Origin of the sequence: Brevibacterium sp. XM4083 (assembly GCF_006489205.2) — a bacterium.
GTDB lineage: Bacteria > Actinomycetota > Actinomycetes > Actinomycetales > Brevibacteriaceae > Brevibacterium.
This window is the reverse complement of sequence record NZ_VFYR02000002.1, coordinates 577,121-601,779: the sequence shown is the minus strand read 5'-3', so window position 1 is coordinate 601,779 and position 24,659 is coordinate 577,121. Positions and strand designations below refer to the sequence as shown.

Sequence of the window (24,659 nt, the reverse complement as noted above, 5' to 3'; positions counted from 1 at the left end):
GAAGAGAGAAGGACCCCTGACTCCCATGAGCTCCATCGCCGCCGTTCAGGACGAGATCCGCACTGCGCTCGGTGTGCGTCCGCAGATCGATCCCGCCACCGAGGTGATCCGCCGTGTCGAATTCCTCGTCGACTACGTGCTCACCACCGGGGTGCGCGGGCTCGTCCTCGGCATCAGCGGGGGACAGGACTCGACGCTGGCCGGCCGACTCTGCCAGTTGGCGGTCGAAACCCTGCGGCGGCGCGGAGAGAAGGCCGAGTTCTACGCGGTGCGTCTGCCCTACCACGTCCAGGCCGACGAATCCGATGCGCAGGACGCGCTGAAGTTCATCGCCGCCGACCACGAGATCGTCTTCAACATCGGCGCGGCCACGGACGCCGCCGCTGAGGAGTACCGCGAGGCGATGGGCGAGCCGATCTCCGACTTCGGCAAGGGCAACGTCAAGGCGCGCCTGCGGATGACCGCGCAGTTCGAGATCGCCGGGGAGAAACGCCTCCTCGTCGTCGGCACCGATCATGCCGCCGAGGCGGTCACCGGGTTCTTCACGAAGTTCGGTGACGGGGCTGCCGACGTCATCCCGCTGTCGGGCCTGAGCAAGCGGCAGGGACGGGAGCTGCTGCGCCACCTCGGCGCGCCGGAGCACCTGACGACGAAGACCCCGACGGCGGACCTCCTCGACGAGGATCCCGGTCAGACCGACGAATCGTCCCTGGGGCTGACCTACGAGCAGATCGACGACTTCCTCGAAGGCAACGAGATCGACGCCGAGGCGGCCCAGCGGCTCATCGACCGCTACCGGGCGACCGAGCACAAGCGCCGCACCCCGGTGACCCCGACCGACAACTGGTGGATCCGGCACTGACGGGGTCTCAGGTGTCGCCGGCTCCTCAGGCGGTCAGCCCGAGCTCGAGCGCGGTCTGCTTGAACTCCCAGCGGGCGGTGACGAACGTGTCGCCGAGGCTCTCCCCGCGGCTGCGCGCCTCCGTGTACTCACGCCACCCGCCCTTGCGCGAGTCGCCGGGGGTGATCTCCCGCTTCGCCTCGTCGTCGGCGACGACGCGGGTCTCCTCGTTCACCCAGATCGACAGCGCTTCGGCGGCCCGGTAGAGGTTCATGAACGCCGTGTGCGAGCGGGGGTTGTCGAAGCTCGACTTCGCGAACTCCTCACGGAACGTGTGGAGCGGGGCGAGCTCGTCGACGGCGAGGGTGCCGAACGTCGCATCGAGACGCAGGGACTGGATGAGGCCGTCGGAGTCGGGGATGAGGGTGAGGATCCGCTGAGCCCGCGTCTCGTCGGGGATCTGCGCGACCTCCTCGGCGACAGGGGTCAGGCCCACCGCATCCATCCGTCCGCGTTCGGTCGCGAGGCTGCCGCGCAGGGCATCGATCTGGGTCTGGGCGCGCCGCCATTCGCCGTGGAAGATCAGCAGGGCGGCAGCGGCACCGAGGCAGAGCACGATCCCGATGAGCCACGCGAACGGGTGGAGGGCGGGGATGGCGAAGAGCACGATGCCCGCGACGATGAGGACGGCGAGAACCACCGCGGCGGTCGAGTTGGTGAGGAAATCCAGGAAACGCTTCACACTGACAAGACTACTGTTTCGACCTCCGTAAATCGTGTAGGCGATCGTGCATGCAGGTGGCATATAGTGTGCGTGAAAATGCTCGGACGAAACGAGGTAGTGCCAGGTGTTGATTTCGGTCATCGGTTGTGGGTATCTGGGAGCCGTGCATGCGGCGGCCATGGCGTCGCTGGGTCACGAGGTCGTCGGCGTCGACGTCGACGAGGCGAAGATCGCGGCTCTGCGTGACGGACGCCCGCCGTTCTTCGAACCGGGACTCGCCGATCTCCTCGTCGAGGGTCAGGAGAAGGGCAGTCTCGACTTCACGACGGATGTCTCCCGGGCCGCCGAGGCGAGCGTCCACTTCGTGTGCGTGGGCACCCCGCAGCGGCGCGGGGAGTTCGCCGCTGACGTCACGTACGTCGATGCCGCCGTCGACTCGCTCCTGCCGCATCTGGCGCCCGGTGCGGTGGTCGTCGGCAAGTCGACGGTGCCGGTGGGCACGGCGGCCCGGTTGGCTGCGCTCGTCGAACCGGCCGGGGGGATGCTCATGTGGAATCCCGAGTTCCTCCGTGAGGGCCACGCCGTCGAGGACACCCTCCACCCCAACCGTCTCGTCTACGGTGTCGCCGAAGGCGAGGCCGGAGTCGCGGCGACGGCGGCGCTTGATGAGGTCTACGCGCCGATGCTTGAGGCCGACACGCCGCGGCTCGTCGCGGACTTCGCGACCGCGGAGCTGGTGAAGACCGCGGCGAACTCGTTCCTCGCGACGAAGATCTCCTTCATCAACGCGATGGCCGAACTCTGTGAGGCCTCCGGGGCCGATGTCACGCTGCTGGCGGATGCGATCGGGATGGACGATCGGATCGGGCGGAAGTTCCTCAACGCCGGCCTCGGCTTCGGCGGGGGCTGTCTGCCCAAGGACATCCGTGCGTTCATGGCCCGCGCCGGGGAGCTCGGGGCCGATCAGGCGGTGGCGTTCCTCAAGGAGATCGACTCGATCAACATGCGCAGGCGGGTGCGGATGGTCGACATCGCCCGGGACGCGCTCGGCGGGTCGTTCATCGGCAAGCGGGTGACGATCCTCGGGGCGGCGTTCAAACCCGACAGCGATGATGTCCGCGACTCCCCGGCGCTCGCGGTGGCCCGGCTCATCGGCACGCAGGGCGGGGTCGTCACGGTCACCGACCCGGAAGCTGTGGCGAACGCGTCCCGGGCGTTTCCCGAGCTCAGCTTCGTCACCGACACCACCGAGGCGCTGACCGGGGCGGATGCGGTGCTGCTGCTGACCGAGTGGCAGGAGTACCGGGATCTCGACCCGGAGGTCGTCGGCGGTCTCGTGGCCGGGCGGGTGCTCGTCGACGGGCGCAATGTGCTCGACCCGCACACGTGGCGGTCGGCAGGGTGGACGTACCGGGCGCTGGGCCGGCCATGAGGATCGGTCTCGTCACCGATTCGACCGCCCAGCTCCATGATGCCGAGGCGGCCCGGCTGCGCGAGACCACCGGCGGCCTCTTCGCGGTCGTCCCGCTCACCGTGCTCATCGACGGGGTCGCCTACATCGACGGTGAACTCGATCCTGACCGGCTGTGTGCGGCGATGGACGCCGGCTCCGAGGTGAGCACCTCGATGGCCACACCCGCCCGGTTCGCCGCCGCGTACGCCGATCTCATCGACCACGGCGCCGAGGCGATCATCGTCGTCACGATGTCCGGGGAGCTCTCGGGCACCCGCGATTCGGCGGTCACCGCGGCGACCGACCAGCCGGTGCTCATCGACGTCGTCGACTCGCGCACCACCTCGGCGGGACTCGCCGGGGCCGTCGCAGTCGCCGCCGCCGGGATCGGGCGCGGCGAGGACGTCGCATCGATCGCCGGCACCGTCGCCGACTGGTGTGCGGGGGAGACGATGACCGTCTTCGCTCCGCAGAACCTCGAACACCTCCGCCGAGGCGGTCGCATCGGGGCCGCATCCTCGCTGCTCGGGCGTGCCCTGCAGATCGTGCCGGTGCTCGGCCTCGGTGCCGGCGTCGTCACCCCGGTCGCCCGAGTCCGCACCCGCGCGAAGGCGCTCGAGCGGATGAGCGTCATCGCCGGGGAGACGGCGGCGAGCCTCGGCGGGGGAGACCGGCCCCTGCAGGTCGAGATCCAGCACGCCGACGGCAGCCCCGACGCCCCCGACGTCGTCACCCTCACCGAGAAGCTCGTCGACCGGGGCCTGACGCCGACGTTCCGCACGCTCTCGCCGATCATCACCGCCCACGTCGGCCCCGGCGCCCTCGGCATCACGGTCCAGACCACCCCGTAGTGCGGGTGGTCTGGGGGCCGGGACTCGGGCAGCCGGCTGATCGGGGTGCAGCTGGCCGGGGTGCGGCTGACCTGAACTGCTCGCACGGTCGGCTCCGGCACTGTTGGGACCGGAGGGCTCAGGTAAAGACGTGAGCCCTGGAAACCGAGGTGAGCCGGAAGGGGAGTGTGCGCCCGTTGAGGCTGAGTTGGCCACGGTGGCCTTGGCCATCTCCGAGCGAACCGGCGCACAGTCGTGTCGTGCATCCGCGCGAGCAGTTCGACCGCAACCTTCCGCACAGGACCAACCGTCGTCAGCGCGCCGCTTCCCGCGTCGCCGCAAGGTCTTTGCGCCTTTCGCGGCCGGCGGCTGCGGCACTGTTAGGGCCGGAGGGCTCAGGTAAAGACGTGAGCCCTGGAAACCCAGGTGTGCCGGAACCGGCGCACAGTGGTGTCGAGCATCCGCGCGAGCTGTCGGGCCGCGACTTCCCGCTCGGGACCAGCCGTCGTCAGCGCGCCGCTTCCCGCGCCGCCGAAACGTCCTTGTGCCCTTCGCGGCCTGGCGGTTGCGGCACTGTTGGGGCCGGAGGGCTCAGGTAATGACGTGAGCCCTGGAAACCCAAGTGAGCCCGAACGAGAGTGTGCGCCAGTTGAGTCTGAGATGGCCAGGGTGGCCTTGGCCATCTCCGAGCGAACTGGCGCACAGTCGTGTCGTGCATCCGCGCGCGATTTCGGACCGCGGCCTCCCGCGCGGGACCAATCGCCGCCGGACGGTCTCCAGTACGCCACGGACTCGCGTGCGGCAGGGTGTGGATGACACTGCGACTCGTGTGCTGAGAGCCTGTGGACGCTCGCGCACTGTCCACACGACCGGACGATCGCGTGGAGTCCGTGCTCGTGCCCGTCGTAGCGTGCGCGCATGGCTGTGTCTCCCGATGACAGGTTCGCCGGCCTCGTCAATGCGAGCGCCGAACGCGGCGGATGGGTTCCCGGCGACATCTACACCGCCGACACCGAAGGCGACGAGGAGCCGGTCCCGCCGCGACGCGTCCGTCTGCCCATCCTCATCGCCCTCGCCGTGGCGACGACCGCTGTGCTCGTCCTCGCGTTCTACGTGTTCCGCCCAACACAAACGCAGAGCCCGTCCGACCCGACCGCAGGAGGTGCGGTGTCGGAAGGCCCATCCGCCGAGGCGGCCGGCAGTCAAGACGGCGGCAGCGGAGACCCCGGGCCGGCTCAGGACAGCGCAGGATCCGGTGACCAGCCGGCGAACCAGCAGATCGTCGCCCATGTCACGGGTGAGGTCGCGAACCCGTCCGTCGTCACACTGCCCGGCGGCTCACGGGTCAGCGACGCCGTCGAGGCGGCCGGGGGACTGACCGCCGACGCCGACGCGGAAGCGGTCAACCTCGCCCGGCTCGTCGCCGACGGCGAACAGATCCGCATCCCGGCCGTCGGCGAGACACCCGCGGGTCAGGCCCCGGGCGGACAGCCGCCGAGTCCAGCGCCGGACGGCCAAGCTCCAGGCGGTCAGCCTCCAGGCGGTCAGGCCCCTGGTGTGCCCTCCGCCCCGGCACCTCCCGGCGGAGGGCCGGGTGCGGTGCCCGGCGGCAGGATCGACCTCAATACGGCGGACTCGGCGACGTTGGAGACCCTGCCCGGGGTCGGCCCCGTCACCGCCCAGGCGATCATCACCCACCGGGAACAGACCCCGTTCACGAGCGTCGAGGATCTCCTCCTCGTCAAGGGCATCGGCCCGAAGACCTTTGAGAGTCTCAAGGACCTTGTCACCGTCGGATGAGGAAGCCACCCGAGCGGCGCGGCAGCAGAGCCGACCGGAAACTGGTCCGCGTACCGAGCCTCAGATCAGGGCGGAGAATCGACCACAGTCTCGACCCCAGGTCCGGCCGCAGTCCAAGCAGCTCTCGCGGCCACAGTCGCTCCCACAGTCCCGGCCGAGGAGACGCACCACGGAGCGGCAGCGACGCGTAGCTGGACCGCCGAGCGCTGGACCCCACAAAGCGGCGGACTGGGCGCGCAGGCAGGCCCGGGCAGGAGGCCAGTGGGCGCGGACGACTGCGACGCTGTGGCCGTCGTCGGTGCGGCTCGTCCTCTGCGCCGCCGGACTCTGGGCACTCGCCCTCCTCGCGCCCGGCCCCTGGGCGCTCGTGGGCGCCCCGGTCGTCATCGGAATCGGCTTCGTCGTCGTCCGTCGCCGCCGGTTCCACCACCTCGGCGTCGGGCTCATCGTCTTCGCGTGCCTCGCCGCGGTCCAGATCTGCGTGCTCACTTCCGCGCGCGGTCCTGTGGAGAACACGGAGACGAACGGGATCGTCGTCGGGGCTTCGACGCCGGGTCCGTCGGGCTGGTCACGACTCACTCTGCTCACCGGCGGTGGCTTCGCCGAGGTGCTTGCTCCCGCTGTCCCGCCTGTCGGCGCGCGGGTCGAGATGCGCACCGAGCGGCTCGACGACATTCGCATCACCCGTGACGATCCCCGCGTGATGCGCGCACCGAACGCCGTGTGGAGGTGGCGGGCGGAGATGCGCGCGACCCTGCGCGAGAACTCGCTCGCCGCAGGCACCAGCGGCGGTGCGCTGCTGCCCGGCCTCGTCGTCGGGGACACCGCGCCGCAGGATGCGCAGATGACCGACGACATGCGCGTCGTCTCCCTCACCCATCTGTCCGCGGTGTCCGGCACGAACGTGACAATCGTCAGCCTCGGCGCCGGTCTTCTCGCCGGAGCGTGCCGGGCGGGCCCGCGCACCCGCGTCGCCGTCGGCGTGCTCACCTGCCTCGGCTACGTCTTCGTCGTCGGCTTCGAGCCGAGCGCGATCCGCGCCGCCGGGATGGCCGTCGCCGTCGCTCTCGTCTTCCTCCGCGGCGGCGGGATCGCCCCGGTCGCCGTCATCGCGGCCACGGTCGCGCTCCTCCTCACCGGAGTGCCGGTGCTCGCCACCTCGGTGGGATTCGTCCTCTCGGTCATCGCGACGACGGTCATCATGTTCGTCGTCCCGCTCCTGCTGCGCAGACTCCTCGTCCGCTTTCCGCTCGCCCCGTCCGTGCTCGTCAGCGCGCTCGTCGTCCCGCTCGTCGCGCAGCTCGCGTGCACCCCGGTCCTCGTCGCCATCGATCCGCGCCTGGGCGGCTGGTCGGTGGTCGCGAATGCGCTGGCCTCCCCGGCCGTCCTCCCGGCGACGGTCGCCGGGTTCGTCTCCCTCGTGGCCGGCGGGATCGGCCTGCCCGGACTGTCGTGGATCGCCGAGTTCACCGCATGGCTCGGGTCGCTGTGCGCCTGGTGGATCGTCGCCGTCGCCCGGGTCTGCGCCCGCCTGCCCGGGGCATCGCTCGCATGGCCGGATCCGCCGGTGGGATCGCTGGTCGCGCTCGCGGTGCTCGCGCTGCTCACCGTCGGCGTCGTCCTGCTCATTCGCAAGCGGCTCTGGGGCGCGCCGGTCGTCGTCCTCGCGGTCGCCCTCGGGGCGGCGGTCGTCGTCGTGGGCAGTCCGCGTCCGCCTGCCCGGGACTGGCTCGTGCTCGCCTGCGATGTCGGGCAGGGGTCGGCGACGGTCGTCAACCTCGGCGGCGGGCGGGGCCTTGTCATCGATGCGGGGAAGCAGCCGGGGCCGATCGATGAGTGCCTCGATGACAGCGGGATCGCCGAGGTCGACCTCGCGATCTCCCATTTCGATGCCGACCACAGCGGTGGTGCCGCCGGCACCACATGGTCGCGGACGGTGGGCCAGGTGTGGGTGTCGGCCAATGCCATCGGCAGTCCCGACGTCGCGCAGCTCGTCCGGGACACCGGCGCCGAGGTGGCTCCCCTCCACCGCGGACGTCGCCTCGACATCGGCGGAGTGGCCATCGAGGTCCTCTGGCCGCCCAGCACGGGCGTGCCGCCCGCTGAGGGCAGAGGCGGGATCGGGGGAGACGCCGCGGGCGGAATCGGGCAGGCCAACGGCCGGTCCGGGGACGGGACGGCCGCGCGCAACGAGGACTCCCTCGTCTTCCGCGTCGTCGTTCGCGGACTCACCGTCCTCATCCCCGGCGATGTCGGGGAGGAGGAGCAGTTCGTCCTCGCGCAGAGCCTGACGCCCACCGACGTGCTGCTCGCCCCGCACCACGGGTCCTCGGACCTCTCGGATGACTTCTACCGTGCGGCTCGTGCGCAGCTCGGCATCGTCTCGGTGGGGGAGAACCGCTACGGTCACCCGACCGAGCGGTCACTCCAGGCGTTCGGGCCGGTCAGGGTGCTGCGCACCGACGAGTGCGGGACGATCGCCCTCTACGCAGGGCCCCGATTCAGCACGGCCCGCAGCTGCGCCAGCGCCGGCGGCGAGGACGGCGAGGGTCGTGTCCCGCGCGGACGATAGGCTGGGGGCATGGCAGCGAAGAAGACACTGATCCCCTGGAGTTCGGCGAAGCCCGCGCCCGTCGTCATGATCTCCGGCAGCGAATCGGTGCTCGTGCGGATGGCCAAGGACCGGATCGTCTCCGCAGCCCGGAAGAAGGACCCCGAAGAGGTCGAGTTCGACGCCGCCGCCTACCAGGGTGGGGAACTCGAGATGGCGGCCTCACCGTCGCTGTTCTCGAGCGCCAAGCTCATCGTCGTCGACGCCGTCGAGAAGTGCTCCGAACCGTTCCTCGAGGACGCGCTGTCCTACCTCGACGAACCGAACGACGACGCCGTCGTCCTCCTGCTCCACGGCGGAGGCAACCGCGGTGCGAAGCTCGTGAAGAAGATCGACGCGGCCGGTTTCCCGCGCATCGATGCCGCCGTGCTCAAGAACGAGAGCGACCGGGCGAAATTCGCCCAGGCGCGCTTCAAGTCAGCGAAGCGGCAGATCGACGAATCCGGGATGGAAGCGCTCATGTCCGCCCTCGGCGCCGACCTCTCAGAGCTCAACGCCGGCGTCGACCAGCTCATCGAGGACACGGAGGGCACGATCACCGGCGCCGTCGTCGACCGCTACTACGGCGGCAGGGTCGAGGCGACCGGCTTCAAGGTCGCCGATGCCGCGGTCTCCGGCGATGCGAAGAGCGCGCTCAGCCTGCTCCGCCACGCGCTGTCGACGGGATCGGATCCCGTGCCCCTCGTGGCGGCCGTGGCGATGAAGCTGCGCGGCATGGCGAAGGTCCAGGGCTTCTCCGGATCGAGCGGCGAACTCGCCGCCGAACTGAAGATGGCGCCCTGGCAGGTCGACCGGGCGCGGAGGGAAGTGCGGCGCTGGAACGAGGTCGCCCTCGGACAGTCCCTCATCGCCGCAGCCGAGGCGGACGAAGCCGTCAAAGGCGGCGGCCGCGACCCCGTCTACGCCGTCGAGACGTTCGTCTCCGAGGTGTGCCGGCTCGCCCGCGCCCGCTGAGTCCCCACACCGGTGGCCGGAGCGGACCCGTCCCGGCGACCGTTCCCGGGCACCAGCAACTGATCCTGGGCACGAGCACCTGTTCCCGGGTTAGCGAAAGGGCCCGATCCGCAGTGCGGATCGGGCCCTTTCAGAAGCCATCAACTCAGAGAGCGTTGATCTGCTTGGCGAGCCTCGACTTGCGGTTCGCAGCGTTGTTCTTGTGCAGAACACCCTTCGACACAGCCTTGTCGAGCTTGCGGGCGGCCACAGCATAAGCCTGCTGTGCCTCGTCCTTGTTGCCGGCAGCAATGCTCTCACGGACGTCGCGAATGAGACCGCGGACCTCGGTGCGCACCGACTTGTTGCGCAGACGAGCCTTCTCGTTGGTCTTGATCCGCTTCATCTGGGACTTGATATTAGCCAATTTCAACACTCTTTCGTGTTCGTACTACATGGTCGTGAGGGCACATCCGCACGAGCACGTCATCTCCGCGGGGAAACACCTCGATGACATCGTGTCGGACGGCGTCTTCACCCGACCTCGGCGAGACACACGCCTTGATGAAGACACAAGCACATATCCTACCAGGCGACCGCCCTCAGTCGAACTCGGCGGCGACGAGGCCGAAGACCTCACGCGACATCACCGCACCCTCCCGGCGGATGCCGTTCGGATCGAGGCGGATGATGCGGTCGAGGCGCACCTCCGAGGGCCGGCCCTGCGCGTCCCAGTCACCGCTGCCGATGTTCATCCACCGGGCACCTCCGTCCGAGCGCACCTCGCCGATCCCACCGGGGATGTGATCTTGGCTCGTGAGCATGAGGACGAGCACCCACTGCCCGTCCTTGCCGATGACGAGCGAGGGCCGATCCTTGCCCTGCGAATGGTCCTCCTCGAACGGCACCCAGCCCCACACGACCTCGCCGGGATCCGCGTCACCGTCGAGATCGGGGGAGTAGGAGACCGTGACCGGTCCCCGGTAGTCACCGGGGTAGCCTCCGGTGCGGGCGCTCGTGGTCCGGGCCCCTCCCGGCGCCGAGGCGGTTCCCCCACCCGGACGCGACTGACCCTGCGAGGACGGTCGGGGAGCGGGCCGACTACCGGACTGTCCGCCCTGTGACCGCTTGCTCTGCGACTCCTTGAGGTACTTCATGCCCTCGCGGACACCGATCTTCACGGCACGATTGACGATTGATCTCCAGCTCATGCCGTCCAGCCTAGTGGACGGCTCTGACAGTACTCTGTCGCCGAGCGCCGGCCCGGCTGCCGGGAGCACCGTGTCGCCGAGCGCCGGCCCGGCTCGTGACATCCCCTGTGCCCGGCTTCCGAGCATGCTGTGCCCGGCCCGGCATCGAAAGTCATCTGGGGGCGACGGGCGTCAGCTGTCCGCGCCTCACGCCCGGACGTCGTCGGTCCAGCGCAGGGTCGCCTCGACGGGGAAGTGATCGGACGGGTACGTGCCGTCGACATTGAAGGTGTCGATGCGGGTCGCCACGGTCTCGAGCCCCGGCGTCGTGAGGATCCAGTCGATGCGCGGCTCCCCGGCCTTGGGTCCTTTGTAGCGGTGAAACGTGCCGATGTCCTCCCCGGGCACCGCGGCGGCGGTGTCGGTGAGGCCGAGATCCGTGACGAAGTAGTCGTAGACTGGGGCTCCGGTGGCGACGTTGAAGTCACCGGTGATGACGCAGGGGACGGCCACCTCGGCGATGGTCTCCGCCATGATCTTCGCGGACTCGAGCCGTGCGCGTTCGGACTTGTGGTCGAGGTGGGTGTTGAGCAGCCGCAGCGCCCGGCCGGTCTCGAGGTCCTTGAAGTCGACCGTCGTCAGGGTGCGGGCGTGCGAGACGCCCCACGACTCCGAGGCGACGGTGTCCGGGGTCTCCGACAGCCAGCTGATGTCGACGGTCTCGACCTCGAAGCGGGAGGAGTCGCAGATGATCGCCGTGAACTCTCCGGCATTGCCGCCCGAATGCCCCTCGCCGAGCCAGATGTACTCATCGGGGAGGAGCTCGATGAGGGTCTCGAGCTGGTCGAGCTCGCCCTCCTGGGTGCCGATGAGATGCGGATGGGCGGCGCGGATGAGCTCGGCGGCGACCGGCAGACGTTCGGCGACGGGGTGTCCGTCCATCGCCGGGTAGCGGAGATTGAAGCTCATAACGGTGAAGTCGCTCATGAGACCATCATCGCGGACATCCCTCGCGAGCGGAGAGATCTCCGCCGTGTTTTCCCGCACCGAGTCCGGTGAACCGGCCCCACCGAGTCCAATGATCCGGGCTAACCGAGTCCGGAGTTCGGGGCACGAGGCCCCGCCCGCGCGGATTCCGGCCGGGGGACCAACTCGTGGAACAATGGAGGTTCGCACGAATTGAAGAAAGGGCGTTCATGTCACCTCAGGTGTCGCCACAAGCACTCCAGCGGATCACACCGTCCGCGACCTCACCCGAGTTGATCCGCAATTTCTGCATCATCGCCCACATCGACCACGGCAAGTCGACCCTGGCCGACCGGATGCTCCAGATCACCGGCGTCGTCCAGCCCCGCGACATGCGCGCGCAGTACCTCGACCGGATGGACATCGAACGCGAGCGCGGCATCACGATCAAATCGCAGGCCGTGCGCATGCCCTGGGAGACCGAGGGCACCCCGTACGCGCTCAACATGATCGACACCCCCGGCCACGTCGACTTCACCTACGAGGTCTCCCGGTCACTCGCCGCCTGTGAGGGTGCGCTCCTCCTCGTCGACTCAGCGCAGGGCATCGAAGCCCAGACGCTCGCGAACCTCTACCTCGCGATGGAGAACGACCTCACGATCATCCCCGTGCTCAACAAGATCGACCTGCCTGCCGCGCAGCCGGACAAGTACGCCGAGGAGCTGGCGAACCTCATCGGCAGCGACCCGGCCGACGTCCTCCGCGTCTCCGGCAAGACCGGTGAGGGCGTCGAGGGCGTCCTCGACCGGATCATCACCGACATTCCCGCCCCCGTCGGCGATGCCGATGCTCCGGCCCGGGCGATGATCTTCGACTCCGTCTACGACACCTACCGCGGTGTCGTCACCTATGTCCGCGTCGTCGACGGCTCGCTCTCCCCGCGGGAGAAGGTGACGATGATGTCGACGGGCACGACGCACGAACTCCTCGAGATCGGCGTGTCCTCCCCGGAGCCGATCGCGACGAAGGGACTCGGCGTCGGTGAGGTCGGCTACCTCATCACCGGCGTCAAGGACGTCCGCCAGTCCAAGGTCGGCGACACCGTGACCGCGACGAAGGCCCCCGCCGAGGCGCCCCTGGCCGGCTACTCCGAACCCAAGCCGATGGTGTTCTCCGGTCTCTTCCCGATCGACGGCTCCGACTACCCGGCGCTGCGCGATGCCCTCGACAAGCTCAAGCTCAACGACGCCGCACTCGTCTACGAGCCCGAGACCTCGACCGCACTCGGCTTCGGCTTCCGCTGCGGGTTCCTCGGTCTCCTCCACCTCGAGATCGTCCGGGAGCGCCTCGAGCGCGAATTCGACCTCGACCTCATCTCGACGGCCCCGAGCGTGATCTACAACGTCACCCTCGAGGACCGTTCGGAGGTCGTCGTGACGAACCCGAGCGAGTTCCCGACCGGCAAGATCCGCGAAGTCCGCGAACCCATGGTGCGCGCGACCATCCTCACGCCGAGTGACTACATCGGCGCGGTCATGGAGCTGTGCCAGGATCGTCGCGGCAAGCTCCAGGGCATGGACTACCTGTCCTCGGACCGGGTGGAGATCCGCTACCGGCTGCCGCTGGCGGAGATCGTCTTCGACTTCTTCGACCAGCTCAAGTCCCGGACGAAGGGGTACGCCTCCCTCGACTACGCCGACGACGGTGAGGACGCAGCGGATCTCGTCAAGGTCGACATCCTCCTCCACGGCGACCAGGTCGACGCGTTCTCCGCGATCGTCCACCGCGACAAGGCCTACGGGTACGGGGTGCTCATGGCCGGCAAGCTGCGCGGACTCATTCCCCGCCAGCAGTTCGAGGTGCCGATCCAGGCCGCCATCGGCTCGCGCATCATCGCTCGTGAGACCATCCGCGCGATCCGCAAGGACGTGCTCTCGAAGTGCTACGGCGGCGACATCAGCCGCAAGCGCAAGCTGCTCGAGAAGCAGAAGGAGGGCAAGAAGCGGATGAAGATGGTCGGCAGCGTCGAGGTCCCGCAGGAGGCCTTCATTGCCGCCCTGTCCTCGGACGAGCCCGACAAGAAGGACGCCAAGAAGTAAGTGCCGGCACAACCGCTCGGTGAGATCCCGCCGCTCGACGGGTCCCTTCCCGCTTCGGCGGGGACCGGGACCGACACGCGGCTGAGTCTCTACGTCCACGTCCCGTACTGCCGGGTCCGGTGCGGGTACTGCGACTTCAACACCTACACCGCCGATGAGCTCGGACCGGGCGCGAACCGCGAGGACTACCGCGCGATGATCGCCCGTGAGCTCGATCTCTCGACCCGGGTCCTCGCCGAGGCGGGGGCCGGTGATCGTGAGGTCGGGACGATCTTCTTCGGCGGGGGCACCCCGACGCTCCTGCCCGCCGAGGTGCTCGCCGGGGTGATGGACGACATCCGCGACCGCTACCGGTTGGCTCCCGACGTCGAGGTGACGACCGAGGCGAACCCCGACACGCTCGACCCGGGCTACATCGACACGCTCGCGGCCGCCGGCTTCACCCGGATGTCGGTGGGCATGCAGTCGGCGGTGCCGCACGTGCTCGCCACACTCGACCGAACGCATGATCCGAAGAAGATCCCCGAGGTCACCCGGTGGATCAAGGACGCGGACCTCGAACTCAGCCTCGACCTCATCTACGGCACTCCCGGCGAGTCGATCGACGACTGGAGAGCCTCCCTCGATGCCGCGCTCGAGGGCGACGTCGACCACATCTCCGCGTACTCGCTCATCGTCGAACCCGGCACGAAGATGGGGGCGATGGTCCGTCGCGGGCAGCTGCCGATGCCCGACGAGGACGATCTCGCCGACAAGTACGAGATCGCCGATGCCGCCATCGCCGCTGCCGGGCTGCGCTGGTACGAGGTGAGCAACTGGTCGACATCGGAGGCGACCCGCTGCGAACACAACATGGCGTATTGGCGCAATGCCGACTGGTGGGGTTTCGGGCCCGGGGCGCATTCGCACATCGGGGGAGTGCGGTTCTGGAATGCGAAGCACCCGCGTGCCTGGTCCGACCGGCTGCGCGCCGGTGACTCGCCGGCGATCGGCCGTGAAGTGCTCACGGCATCGACGCGGGAGATCGAGCGAATCATGCTCGCCGCCCGCATCGACTCCGAGCTGCCGCTCGACACGCTCGCCCCCGGCAGCGACGCCGCGATCAGGACCTTCGTCAAACAGGGACTCCTCGACGCCGAGGCGGTCGAGAGCGGTCGCTTCTCACCGACCCTGCAGGGCCGGCTCATGGCCGACTACATGGTCCGCGTCCTCACGGAGTACGTGGACTGAGGTCGGGAGGGCCGGCACACGACGCTGACTTCCTGCTACTCTGACTACAGATATGGTGGTTGGCCTCGCGGACGCTCTCCTTGCCGTGGGTCCGCACTCGGGGAATCTCGCCGGGGAGGTGGCCGATGCCCAGTTCCGATCCGTACGAAGAGCCGTCTGGCCTGCCCCCGTTCCCACAGAGTGCCGAGCGCGCCTCGGATTCCCGATCCGAAGTGCAGCCCACACGGTCACCGGCGCCGCGAGTGGAGATCTCACGGTCCGGCAAGGGGGAGAATGAGCATCGCGACGACCGGCATCGTCCTCCGTCACTCCCGCACCCCCATCCCGCTCGGTCGCAGCGCCAGTCTGTGGCACAGGAGATCGGTCGGGTGAGCGGCGACGTCAAGAACGTCGCGGTGCGTGCCACGAGCACCATGGGCCGGTCCGCGCTGTGGACGAAGGGACGCAGAGCTGCGGGACGTGCGTCGGCAACGGCTCTGTCCGGAAGCCGCGTCGCATGGGAGGCATCGACCGCAGCTGTCCGGCAGGGACGGGACGCCTACACGACAGCGTCCTCCCTTCATGCAGATCGCACCGGTCGCAAGCGCCGACCGTGGGAAGTGGTCGCTGCAGCGATCCTCGGGTTGATCGCGCCGCTGTTCATTGCGCTGGCAGTCATCGTCATGGCCGTCACCGGTGGGAGGACGCTGAGGGCGGCGGGTTTCGCGCTGCGGCAGCTGGGCGGCAGCACCGGAGCAGAGGCGGTCACCTCCGTCGGTGACGTGTCGACCGCCCTGGCCAATGCCCTTGTCGTGGTGGGCATCATCGTCGGGCTCATCGTCATCGTCGCCTTCGTCGTCTATGCCTGGCGACTTCTCGTGGGGCGCGGCCGCGCTCGGTGGATCGCCCTAGCCGCACTCATCGTGTCTCTGTTCGTCCTCACACCGCTCAGCCCGATCCTCGTCACGGGTTTTCAGCTGTTCGGTGCTGCCAGTCTCGTCTTCGCCTTCCTGCCGCGATCCTCGGCATGGTTTGCCCACCGCCGACGCGGCACGCGCTGGGCTGCGCGATGAACGACGACGGGCCGCCGTGCCTCAGCACGGCGGCCCGTCTCGGTTGACTGTCAGCGTCTGACTGTCAGTATCGGAGTCGGCCGGCTTGGGAGCCGATCACGCTCACTTGATGAAGTTGATCGTCAGCGGGAACTTGTAGCCCTCGCCCTTGTTCGCCGCCACGGCGGCGATGATGTAGAGGACCGCGTAGAACAGCGGAATGAGGAACGAGAGGTAGACGATGAAGAACCCGAATCCCAGCGTGACGAGAGCAAGGAGGAAGCCGAGGATGCCGAGGACGAACGATGCGGCAAAGGTCGCGATCATGTTCGTGATCCAGGCGTTCGTGCCCTGCCGAGCGTACTCACGGACGAAGGGCGACTCATCCTTCTTCACGAGGAACATGATGAGCGGAAGGAACCCGATGAAGAGGGCGCCGATGTTCGTCCACAGTGCTGTCGTCCGCTCGGACTCGTTGGCATTCCAGAAGCGCTCGGAGCCGGGTCCGTAGGCGGCCTCGGGGAGGTTGGCAGAATTGAACAGCGCAGGATTCGCCTGCTGGATCCCGTAGCCGGGCTGGCCGTACTGCTGCTGGGCACCGTAGCCCTGCCCGCCGTATCCCTGGTTGCCGTAGCCCTGCTGAGAGCCGTACTGCTGTGAACCGTACTGCTGCTGGCTGCCGTACTGCTGGCCGCCGTAGCTCTGCGGCTGACTGCCGTACTGATTCTGCTGGGACCCGTAGTTCTGCTGGGACCCGTAGTTCTGCTGCGAGCCGTACTGCTGCCCGCCGTTGTTCTGCTGCGAACCGTACTGGTTCTGCTGGCTGTAGGGCTGCTGGGGTCCCGAGGCCTGGGAGTAGTCGGGCGGCATCGGGCGGGACTGGTTCTGCTCGCCGTTGGGCGGCTGCGGGGAATTTGACATTTCGGGTCCTTTCGACGGGCTTCTGCCCCCTCACCCTAGTCGACCCGGCTTGCCCAGGCGTGGGAACGGCGTTCCAAATCCATCACAACTGCCCGCGCGAGCCCTGGCCGTAGTCTGACCGCGCACCGAGGCGGAACGGCTGTCGCGAGACTCCTCAACCCACGGGCAGCTCGGACCACGGGCGACGCGATCCACCGCCAACTCAGTCCACGAGCCCTCAGTCCACGGTGACGAAGTCGATGAGCTCCTCGACGCGGCCCGAAAGCGTCGGTTCGACGTCGGCGATCGTCGTCACCGACTTCAGTATCCGCACCCAGCCGGCGGCGACGTCCCTGTGGTCGGCGTGCGGCCAGCCGATGCGGCGCAGGATGCCGGTCTTCCAATCCTCGCCGCGCGGCACGGTCGGCCACGCGTCGATGCCGACGACCCGCGGCTTGACCGCCTGCCAGATATCGACGTAGGGGTGACCGATGATGTGGACGACCTCGGCGTAGCGGGGATCGGCGCGGACCGCCTCGGCGATCTTCGACTCCTTCGTGCCCGTGACGAGGTGGTCAGCGAGGATCCCGACCCGGTGCTGCCGGTCGGGACCGAAGGCTTCGAGCTTGTCGGCGACGTCGTCGAGTCCACCGAGCGGTTCGACGACGACGCCCTCGATGCGCAGGTCATCGCCCCAGATCTTCTCGACGAGTTCAGCGTCATGCTTGCCCTCGACCCAGATCCGCGACCCCCTGGCCACCCGCGCCTTCGCATCGACGACGGCCCGTGACCCCGAGGCGGTGCGACCCGGCGCCTGCGGCTTCCGCTTGGGCAGCCGCAGGTCGACGGGCTCGCCTTCGAAGAGGAAGCCCGGGCCTAGAGGGAACGCCCGGCGCCCGCCGCGACGGTCCTCGAGGGTGACGGCGACTCCGCCAGCCGTCTTCTCCGCCCCGATGACCGCGCCGACGAACCCGCTCATCGCGTCTTCGAGGACCATGCCGAGGCCGACCTCGACGGGGCGGGACTTCTTCGGGCGGTGCGAGGACGGCGAGGATCCCGAGAGCACATCGGAGCCGTAGCGATCAAAGGCATTCACGGTGCCCCAGCCTAGTGAATCGCCACCGGTGCGGCGGGGCTGACACGCAGGTCGGGTGCCGACCGACGCCGCGGAATCCGCGTGCCTCGGCGGGACGAGGGGGTGGACGTGAAATCACGGATCAAGAGGCGTAGAATTGGCACTCTGAGTATTCGAGTGCCAAATCCGGGGAGGAGACGAATGAACGACAGCAGGCGCGCGCAGGTGCTGCGGGCAATCGTCGAAGACTTCGTGGCCACGAACGAACCCGTCGGATCGAAGGCGATCGTCCAGCGCCACACCCTCGGCGTCTCACCGGCGACGATCCGCAACGACATGGCCCAGCTCGAGGCCGAGGGCTACATCGCCCAGCCCCACACCTCGGCCGGTCGCATTCCCACGGACCTCGGCTACCGCATGTTCGTCGACCGCATCGACGAGTTCAAGCCCCTCAGCCACGCCGAGCGCCGCGCGATCCTCCAGGTCGTCGACGGCGACGTCGACCTCGACGGCATGCTCGACCGCACGGTCCGTGTCCTCGCCGGACTCACCCATCAGGTCGCGCTCATCCAGTACCCGATGGTCTCGCAGGCGCGCATCAAGCACATCGAGGTCGTCGGGCTCGCCCCCGGCCGCATCCTCGTCGTCCTCATCACCGACGCCGGGCAGGTCGAGCAGAAGATCGTCACGAGCGCCGAGGCGGTCGACGACGCCGATCTGCAGCGGTTCCGCGAGCGGATCAACTCCGAATTCGCCGGGGCCAAGCTCTCCCGCGTCGACGTCCGCGGCCCCGACCGCGGCGCCGAGGTGGGCGCGACGGCTGCCGCGACCGGACCCGACGACGAGGCTGGCAGTCCCGTCCTCGACCGCATCCGCGAGGCCGTCATCGACCTCGTCGCGGCGACCCGGGAGGAGCGCATCATCATGGCCGGCACCGCGAACCTCGCGCGCTCCGGCTCCGAATTCGGCGAGCAGATGGCCCCGATCCTCGAGGCCTTCGAGGAGCAGGTCGTCCTGCTCCGGCTGCTCACCTCGATGGCCGAGGACCATGCGGAGATCAGCGTGCGGATCGGCCGTGAGAACACTCACGAGTCCTTCAGCTCGACATCCGTCGTCGCCGCCGAATATGGTCATCTGGCGGGATCCTCGGCCCGTCTGGCCGTCCTCGGTCCTACCCGCATGGACTATCCGACGACGATCTCGGCCGTGCGAGCCGTCGCCAAATACGTCTCCTCGGCCCTAGACCAGGGGTAGGCCCGCCGACAGTCCGGGCGCGCCCCATCCACCTCACACGCACACACCACCACCAGGGAAAGAGAAGTTTCTGTGGCCGACCACTACGAAGCACTCGGAGTGTCGAAGGACGCTTCGGCGGCTGAGATCAAGAAGTCCTATCTCAAGCTGGCCCGCAAATACCACCCCGACGTCAACCCCGGATACGACGAGGAGTTCAAGTCGATCTCCCTCGCCTACGAGGTCCTCTCCGATCCGGACAAGCGCCGCAACTACGACATGGGCGGCGGCGACAACGGGCAGGGCTTCCCGGCCGGCGGCTTCGGTGGTTTCGGCGACATCTTCGAGACGTTCTTCGGCGGCGGGGGAGGCTCGGCCGGAGGTCCGATTCCGCGCATGCAGCGCGGCAAGGACGCCCTCGTCGGCGTCAACATCGACCTGCAGACCGCGGCCTTCGGCGGCACCGTCGACCTCGACGTCACCACCGCCGTCGTCTGCGAGACCTGCCACGGCGCCGGCACCCAGGACGGCACCTCCGTCGAGACGTGTTCGCTGTGCCACGGCTCCGGCAGCATCCAGCGGATGACCCGGACCCTGCTGGGGCAGATGGTGACGAACCAGACGTGCAACCAGTGCCACGGCTACGGCACCGTCATCCCGCACCCCTGCCTCAACTGCCAGGGCGACGGCCGCGTGCGCAAGCAGCGGACGATGAAGATCCGCATCCCCGCCGGCGTCTCCGACGGCACCCGCATCCAGCTGTCGGCCCAGGGCGAGGTCGGCCCCGGCGGCGGTCCCGCCGGTGACCTCTTCGTCGAGGTCATGGTCGCCCGCCACGAGGTGTTCCGCCGCGACGGCGACAACCTCCGCGCCGCCGTGTCCGTGCCGATGACCGCCGCCGCACTCGGCGCCCGGATCCCGTTCGAGACCTTCGACGGCGTCCAGGATCTCGACATCGAACCCGGCACGCAGTCGGGCACCGTCGTCAAGCTCCCGGGCCTCGGCGCGACCCGCCTGCGCACCGAGACCCGCGGCGACCTCCTCATCACCGTCGACGTCGTCACCCCCGACAAGATCGACGATGAGCAGAAGGAGCTGCTCGCCCAGCTCGCGAAGCTGCGCGGCGAGGAGACCCCGCGGGCGCAGATCACGACGGAGGCCCGCGGCATGTTCTCCCGCATGCGTGAGAAGTTCGCCGGTCGGTGAGTCTCCCGGTCTTCCATTCGCCCCAGGCCGCCGAGGCGGTCGCCGGTCGCCTGCTCACCCTCGGTTTGGACGTGGCCGGGCACGCCGTGCGGGTCCGCCGCATCGGACCCGGCGAGGAGATCGACGTCGTCGACGGGAACGGGACCCGGGCCCGGGGCACCGTGGCGACCGCTTCGGCGACCGAGCTCACCCTCGACGTCACCGAGGTGACCGCCACCCCGGCGCCAACGCCCCGTCTCGTCCTCGTCCAGGCCCTCGCGAAGGGCGACCGTGACCTCCAGGCCATCGAAGCGGCCACGGAGATCGGGGTCGACGAGATCATCCCGTGGGCCGCCGACCGCTCGATCGCCGATTGGCCGGCGAAGAAGCAGACGAAGATGGCGGCGAAATGGGAGAACCTCCTCACGGCCGCCTCCCTGCAGTCGCGGCGCTCCCGCTTCCCCGTTCTGGCCGAGCTGGCCCGCGGTGCCGAACTCCTGGCCCGCCTCGGCGAAGGGACCGCACCGGACGGGGAACCGTCTGCCGATGCGATCTTCGTCCTCCACGAGACCGCGGAGCTCCGGCTCTCGGCGGCACTGGCGGGTCTCGATGCCGAGACGACGGCGCGGATCGTCCTCGTCGTCGGACCCGAAGGCGGGATCAGCGACCGGGAGCTCGACTCCCTGGCCGGGGTCGGGGCCACCCCCGTCCTCCTCGGCGACACCGTCCTGCGGTCCTCCTCGGCGGGACCGGCGGGACTCGTGCTCGCACAGAATTCCCTGGGCCGCTGGTGAGATACCGGACTACGATGGGAATGCACCCTGCTGCGCTCCGGATACGGAGCGCCCGATCAACGAAGGACAGTTCTGGACACCTCCACTGACGCCACGACCACCACCGCCTCGGAGACCGTGCGCCTCGTCATCCCCGAATCGATCGACCTCGTCGAATTCTTCGGACCCGGGGAGGCCAACCTCCGGGCGCTCGAGAAGGTCTACCCCGAGCTCGACCTCCACCTGCGCGCCAACCAGCTCCAGGCCGCCGGCGACCCCGACCAGGTGAGCGCGTTCGTCTCCGTCATCGGCGAACTCAAGAAGCTCCACCAGTCGGGCCACCGCATCGATGAGGAGACGATCGAGCGCGTCGCCTCGTTCTCCTCCGAGGGCAAGGCCGCCTCGGCGGTGATGGGGACGAACATCCTCTCGACCCGGGGCAAGTCGATCCGACCGAAGACGATGGGCCAGCACGACTACGTCAAGGCGATCCGGAACAACACGATCACCTTCGGCATCGGTCCCGCCGGCACGGGCAAGACGTATCTCGCGATGGCGATGGCCGTCAACGCCCTGCAGAACAAGGACGTCTCCCGGATCATCCTCACCCGCCCCGCCGTCGAGGCCGGTGAGCGCCTCGGCTTCCTGCCGGGCACGCTGGGGGAGAAGATCGACCCCTACGTCCGTCCCCTCTACGACGCCCTCCACGACATGGTCGACCCCGAATCGATCCCGCTGCTCATCGAGTCCGGCACGATCGAGGTCGCGCCCCTGGCCTACATGCGCGGGCGCACCCTCAACGACGCCTTCATCGTCCTCGACGAGGCGCAGAACACGACGGGGGAGCAGATGAAGATGTTCCTCACCCGCCTCGGCTTCGGCTCGCGGATGGTCGTCACCGGCGACGTCTCGCAGATCGACCTGCCCGGGAACACGAAGAGCGGGCTCAAGGTCGTGCAGAAGATCCTCGCCGGCATCGACGACCTCGCGTTCTGCCAGCTCGGCAGCAAGGACGTCGTGCGGCATTCGCTCGTGACGAAGATCGTCGACGCCTACGACCTGTGGGGGAACTCGAAGTGAACACGGAGATCGCGAACGAGACCGACGCCGAGGTCGACCTCGACGAGGTCGTGGCGCTCACCGAATACCTCGGCGAGGCCCTCCACATGCACCCCGGTGCGGAACTGTCGGTGACGATGGTCGACGAGGCGGCGATGGCCGAGCTCCACGTCACGTGGATGGATCTCGAGGGACCGACCGATGTCATGTCGTTCCCCATGGACCAGCTCAGCCGGGGCCGCGCCGACGCGCCGACAGAAGGCCAGATGGGCGACATCATCATCTGCCCGGCCGTCGCCGCGAAGCAGGCGGCGACCGCTGGGCACTCGACGATGGACGAGATCCTCCTCCTCACCGTCCACGGCTTCCTCCACCTCCTCGGCTACGACCACGGGGAGGCGGAAGAGCGCGAGGAGATGTTCGCCCTCCAGCGCCACCTGCTGCTGACGTTCTTCGCCGCTCGCTACGACGGGCGGACGGACATCCCCGCACCCACCGAGGTCTGACGCCGTGATCTGGCTCTTCCTCGGCGCGCTCCTCTGCCTTGTCGTCGCAGCCGCTCTGGCCGCCGTCGACGCCGCCCTGCTCAGCGTCTCCCACCATGCGATCCAGGACGCGAAGGCCGAGGGGAAGAAGTCCGCGGCCCGGGTCGAGCGGATCCTGGCCGACCTGCCGACGAACATCAACGTCATCATCTTCGTCCGCCTCTTCCTCGAGGCGCTGGCCACCGTCTTCATCGCACTCGCCTACGACTCGATCTACTCCGTGGGCCCGCTGATGATCGTGCTCACCGTCATCACCTCGTCGATCGCCGTCTTCGTCGTCGCCGGCATCTCCCCGCGCACGATCGGCCGCCGCCGCTCGCTCGGGGTGAGCCTGGCGCTCAGCGGGGTCGTCACCGTCCTCCTCGTCATCCTCAGACCCCTGACGCGGGTGCTCGTGTGGCTCGGCAACCTGCTCACCCCCGACCGCGTCTACCGCGACGGTCCCTTCGTCACCTCGGAGCAGCTGCGCGACCTCGTCGAGCGGGCCAGCGAATCCGATGTCATCGAAGACGGGGAGCGGGAGATGATCCAGTCGGTCTTCAGCCTTCGCGAGACCTCGGCGAAGCAGGTCATGGTTCCGCGCACCGACCTCGTCACCGTCACCTCCGGCACACCGCTGCACAAGGTGATGAACCTCTTCCTCCGCTCCGGGTTCTCCCGGATCCCGATCAGCGGCGACGACCTCGACGACATCGAAGGCGTCGCCTACCTCAAGGACGTCGCCCGCCGCCTCCACCAGCACCCGGAGGACGCCGACCGGCCCGTCAACACGCTCGCCCGCGACGTCCTCTTCGTGCCCGAGACGAAGCCGGCCGACGACCTCCTCAGGCAGATGCAGATCGATTCGACGCATCTGGCGGTCCTCGTCGACGAGTACGGGGGCACCGCGGGGCTGGTCACCATCGAGGACATCGTCGAGGAGATCGTCGGCGAGATCGAGGACGAATACGACTCCGGCGACGAGGACCTCGTCAGCGACGACGACGGCTCGTTCGTCATCAGCACGCGCATGTCGATCACCGACTTCGCCGAGTACTTCGACGTGCGCATCGACGAGGACGACGTGACGAGCGTCGGCGGTCTGCTGACGAAGCTCGTCGGCCGCGTCCCCATCGCCGGTTCGACCGCGCACATCGCCGGGCTCCGGCTCACCGCCCTCGAAGGCCAGGGGCGCCGGCACCGCATCACCCACGTCAAGGTCACCAGGGAAGAGAGCTGAGATGGACTTTCGCACGGACTACCCGGAGGACTACCGCGCGGGCTTCGCGTGCTTCGTCGGCCGCCCCAACACGGGCAAGTCGACGCTGACGAACGCGCTCGTGGGGGAGAAGGTGGCGATCACCTCGGCGAAGCCCCAGACGACGAGGCACACGATCCGCGGCATCGTCCATGAGGACGACTACCAGCTCGTCCTCGTCGACACCCCCGGTCTCCACAAGCCGCGCACCCTGCTCGGCTCGCGCCTCAACGACCTCGTCGTCGCCACGCTCTCCGAGGTCGACGTCATCGGCTTCTGCCTGCCCGCGGACGAGCCGATCGGGCCCGGTGACCGCTACATCGCCTCCCAGCTCGCGCTGCTCGACGGCCGGACCCCGATCGTCGCGCTCGTGACGAAGGTCGACACGGTGAGCCAGGAGAAGGTCGCCGAGGCGCTCCTGGCCGTCGGTGAGCTCGCCGACTTCGCCGACGTCGTCCCCGTCTCCGCGGTCGACGGCTTCCAGGTCGACACCGTCGGACAGGTGCTGGCCAGCCACCTGCCGGTCTCGCCGCCGCTCTACCCCGAGGGTGAGCTCACCGACGAGCCCGAGGAGGTGATGATCGCCGAACTCGTCCGCGAGGCCGCCCTCGAGGGTGTGCGCGACGAACTCCCGCATTCGCTCGCCGTGCAGGTCGAGGAGATGTACCCGCGGGAGGGCCGCAGCGAGGACAACCCGCTGTGGAACGTCCACGTCAACCTCTACGTCGAGCGCCCGAGCCAGAAGGCGATCATCATCGGCAAGGGCGGCAAGCGGCTCAAGGAGATCGGCTCGGTCTCCCGCCGCGGCATCGAAGCGCTGCTGGGCACGAAGGTCTACCTCGACCTCCACGTCAAGGTCGCCAAGGACTGGCAGCGCGACCCCAAGCAGCTCGGGCGCCTCGGCTTCGACTTCAGCTGAGCCGGGGCCCGGTCGGCCCGCATCG

At 68.8% G+C, this 24,659-nt stretch carries 22 protein-coding genes; 16 read left to right on the top strand and 6 right to left on the bottom strand.

What is annotated here, in order from left to right:
• Positions 1-25 precede the first annotated feature (25 nt).
• A complete protein-coding gene (nadE, locus tag FJ887_RS08550; RefSeq protein WP_171006926.1) occupies positions 26-862 on the top strand; it encodes an NAD(+) synthase in 837 nt (278 codons plus the stop codon).
• A 25-nt stretch (positions 863-887) separates the two neighbouring features.
• Here nadE and FJ887_RS08545 read toward each other — a convergent pair whose 3' ends face one another.
• The gene (locus FJ887_RS08545) at positions 888-1,583 is read right to left on the bottom strand and encodes a hypothetical protein (protein WP_137823910.1); all 696 of its coding nucleotides are present in this window, start codon (positions 1,581-1,583) and stop codon (positions 888-890) included.
• Positions 1,584-1,689: 106 nt separating this feature from the next.
• On the opposite strand from FJ887_RS08545, the gene FJ887_RS08540 reads away from it, so the two are divergent.
• The 5 genes from FJ887_RS08540 (at position 1,690) to holA (ending at position 9,213) form a co-directional block, all read left to right on the top strand.
• A complete protein-coding gene (locus FJ887_RS08540) occupies positions 1,690-2,997 on the top strand; it encodes a UDP-glucose dehydrogenase family protein (protein ID WP_137823911.1) in 1,308 nt (435 codons plus the stop codon).
• On the top strand, positions 2,994-3,869 hold the full coding sequence (locus FJ887_RS08535) for a DegV family protein (protein WP_137823912.1): 876 nt from the start codon (positions 2,994-2,996) through the stop codon (positions 3,867-3,869). The genes FJ887_RS08540 and FJ887_RS08535 overlap by 4 nt, the downstream gene beginning before the upstream one ends.
• Positions 3,870-4,766: 897 nt before the next feature.
• On the top strand, positions 4,767-5,648 hold the full coding sequence (locus FJ887_RS08530) for a ComEA family DNA-binding protein (RefSeq protein ID WP_137823913.1): 882 nt from the start codon (positions 4,767-4,769) through the stop codon (positions 5,646-5,648).
• Between the two features lie 298 nt (positions 5,649-5,946).
• Complete coding sequence (locus FJ887_RS08525) at positions 5,947-8,220, top strand: ComEC/Rec2 family competence protein (protein WP_249356325.1); 2,274 nt, start codon at positions 5,947-5,949, stop codon at positions 8,218-8,220.
• A gap of 9 nt (positions 8,221-8,229) precedes the next feature.
• Positions 8,230-9,213 (top strand): DNA polymerase III subunit delta, encoded by a 984-nt coding sequence (holA, locus tag FJ887_RS08520; RefSeq protein ID WP_137823914.1) that lies wholly within the window; start codon positions 8,230-8,232, stop codon positions 9,211-9,213.
• Positions 9,214-9,358: 145 nt separating this feature from the next.
• Here the strand turns inward: holA and rpsT are convergent, their stop codons facing one another.
• The 3 genes from rpsT to FJ887_RS08505 form a co-directional block, all read right to left on the bottom strand.
• Positions 9,359-9,619 (bottom strand): 30S ribosomal protein S20, encoded by a 261-nt coding sequence (gene rpsT / locus FJ887_RS08515; RefSeq protein ID WP_137823915.1) that lies wholly within the window; start codon positions 9,617-9,619, stop codon positions 9,359-9,361.
• A 175-nt stretch (positions 9,620-9,794) separates the two neighbouring features.
• A complete protein-coding gene (locus FJ887_RS08510) occupies positions 9,795-10,403 on the bottom strand; it encodes a type II toxin-antitoxin system PemK/MazF family toxin (protein ID WP_137823916.1) in 609 nt (202 codons plus the stop codon).
• A gap of 186 nt (positions 10,404-10,589) precedes the next feature.
• On the bottom strand, positions 10,590-11,369 hold the full coding sequence (locus FJ887_RS08505; RefSeq protein ID WP_137823917.1) for an endonuclease/exonuclease/phosphatase family protein: 780 nt from the start codon (positions 11,367-11,369) through the stop codon (positions 10,590-10,592).
• Positions 11,370-11,578: 209 nt separating this feature from the next.
• Between FJ887_RS08505 and lepA the strand changes: the two genes are divergently transcribed.
• The 3 genes from lepA (at position 11,579) to FJ887_RS08490 (ending at position 15,729) form a co-directional block, all read left to right on the top strand.
• Positions 11,579-13,447, top strand: coding sequence for a translation elongation factor 4 (gene lepA / locus FJ887_RS08500; protein ID WP_232623613.1), 1,869 nt, complete (start codon positions 11,579-11,581; stop codon positions 13,445-13,447).
• The gene (gene hemW / locus FJ887_RS08495) at positions 13,448-14,677 is read left to right on the top strand and encodes a radical SAM family heme chaperone HemW (protein WP_137823919.1); all 1,230 of its coding nucleotides are present in this window, start codon (positions 13,448-13,450) and stop codon (positions 14,675-14,677) included. It abuts the gene before it with no gap.
• A gap of 347 nt (positions 14,678-15,024) precedes the next feature.
• Entirely contained in the window at positions 15,025-15,729 is a 705-nt protein-coding gene (locus FJ887_RS08490; RefSeq protein ID WP_137823920.1) for a hypothetical protein, read from the top strand.
• A gap of 102 nt (positions 15,730-15,831) precedes the next feature.
• On the opposite strand, the gene FJ887_RS08485 is transcribed toward FJ887_RS08490, so the two are convergent.
• Both FJ887_RS08485 and FJ887_RS08480 read right to left on the bottom strand, forming a co-directional pair.
• Positions 15,832-16,629, bottom strand: coding sequence for a DUF4870 domain-containing protein (locus FJ887_RS08485; protein WP_137823921.1), 798 nt, complete (start codon positions 16,627-16,629; stop codon positions 15,832-15,834).
• Between the two features lie 217 nt (positions 16,630-16,846).
• Positions 16,847-17,704 carry a DUF3097 domain-containing protein gene (locus FJ887_RS08480; protein ID WP_181365625.1) on the bottom strand — a complete coding sequence of 286 codons (858 nt, stop codon included), beginning with the start codon at positions 17,702-17,704 and terminating at the stop codon, positions 16,847-16,849.
• 180 nt (positions 17,705-17,884) lie between these two features.
• Between FJ887_RS08480 and hrcA the strand changes: the two genes are divergently transcribed.
• The 7 genes from hrcA (at position 17,885) to era (ending at position 24,634) form a co-directional block, all read left to right on the top strand.
• Complete coding sequence (hrcA, locus tag FJ887_RS08475; protein ID WP_137823922.1) at positions 17,885-18,937, top strand: heat-inducible transcriptional repressor HrcA; 1,053 nt, start codon at positions 17,885-17,887, stop codon at positions 18,935-18,937.
• A 72-nt stretch (positions 18,938-19,009) separates the two neighbouring features.
• A complete protein-coding gene (gene dnaJ / locus FJ887_RS08470) occupies positions 19,010-20,122 on the top strand; it encodes a molecular chaperone DnaJ (RefSeq protein ID WP_140954951.1) in 1,113 nt (370 codons plus the stop codon).
• Positions 20,119-20,895, top strand: coding sequence for a 16S rRNA (uracil(1498)-N(3))-methyltransferase (locus FJ887_RS08465; protein WP_137823924.1), 777 nt, complete (start codon positions 20,119-20,121; stop codon positions 20,893-20,895). The genes dnaJ and FJ887_RS08465 overlap by 4 nt, the downstream gene beginning before the upstream one ends.
• 117 nt (positions 20,896-21,012) lie before the next feature.
• On the top strand, positions 21,013-21,954 hold the full coding sequence (locus FJ887_RS08460) for a PhoH family protein (protein WP_232623612.1): 942 nt from the start codon (positions 21,013-21,015) through the stop codon (positions 21,952-21,954).
• Positions 21,951-22,439 carry an rRNA maturation RNase YbeY gene (ybeY, locus tag FJ887_RS08455; RefSeq protein WP_137823926.1) on the top strand — a complete coding sequence of 163 codons (489 nt, stop codon included), beginning with the start codon at positions 21,951-21,953 and terminating at the stop codon, positions 22,437-22,439. Before FJ887_RS08460 ends, ybeY begins: the two co-directional genes overlap by 4 nt.
• Before the next feature lie 4 nt (positions 22,440-22,443).
• Positions 22,444-23,697 carry a hemolysin family protein gene (locus FJ887_RS18510; RefSeq protein WP_137823927.1) on the top strand — a complete coding sequence of 418 codons (1,254 nt, stop codon included), beginning with the start codon at positions 22,444-22,446 and terminating at the stop codon, positions 23,695-23,697.
• A 1-nt stretch (position 23,698) separates the two neighbouring features.
• A complete protein-coding gene (era, locus tag FJ887_RS08445) occupies positions 23,699-24,634 on the top strand; it encodes a GTPase Era (protein WP_137823928.1) in 936 nt (311 codons plus the stop codon).
• Positions 24,635-24,659: the final 25 nt, after the last annotated feature.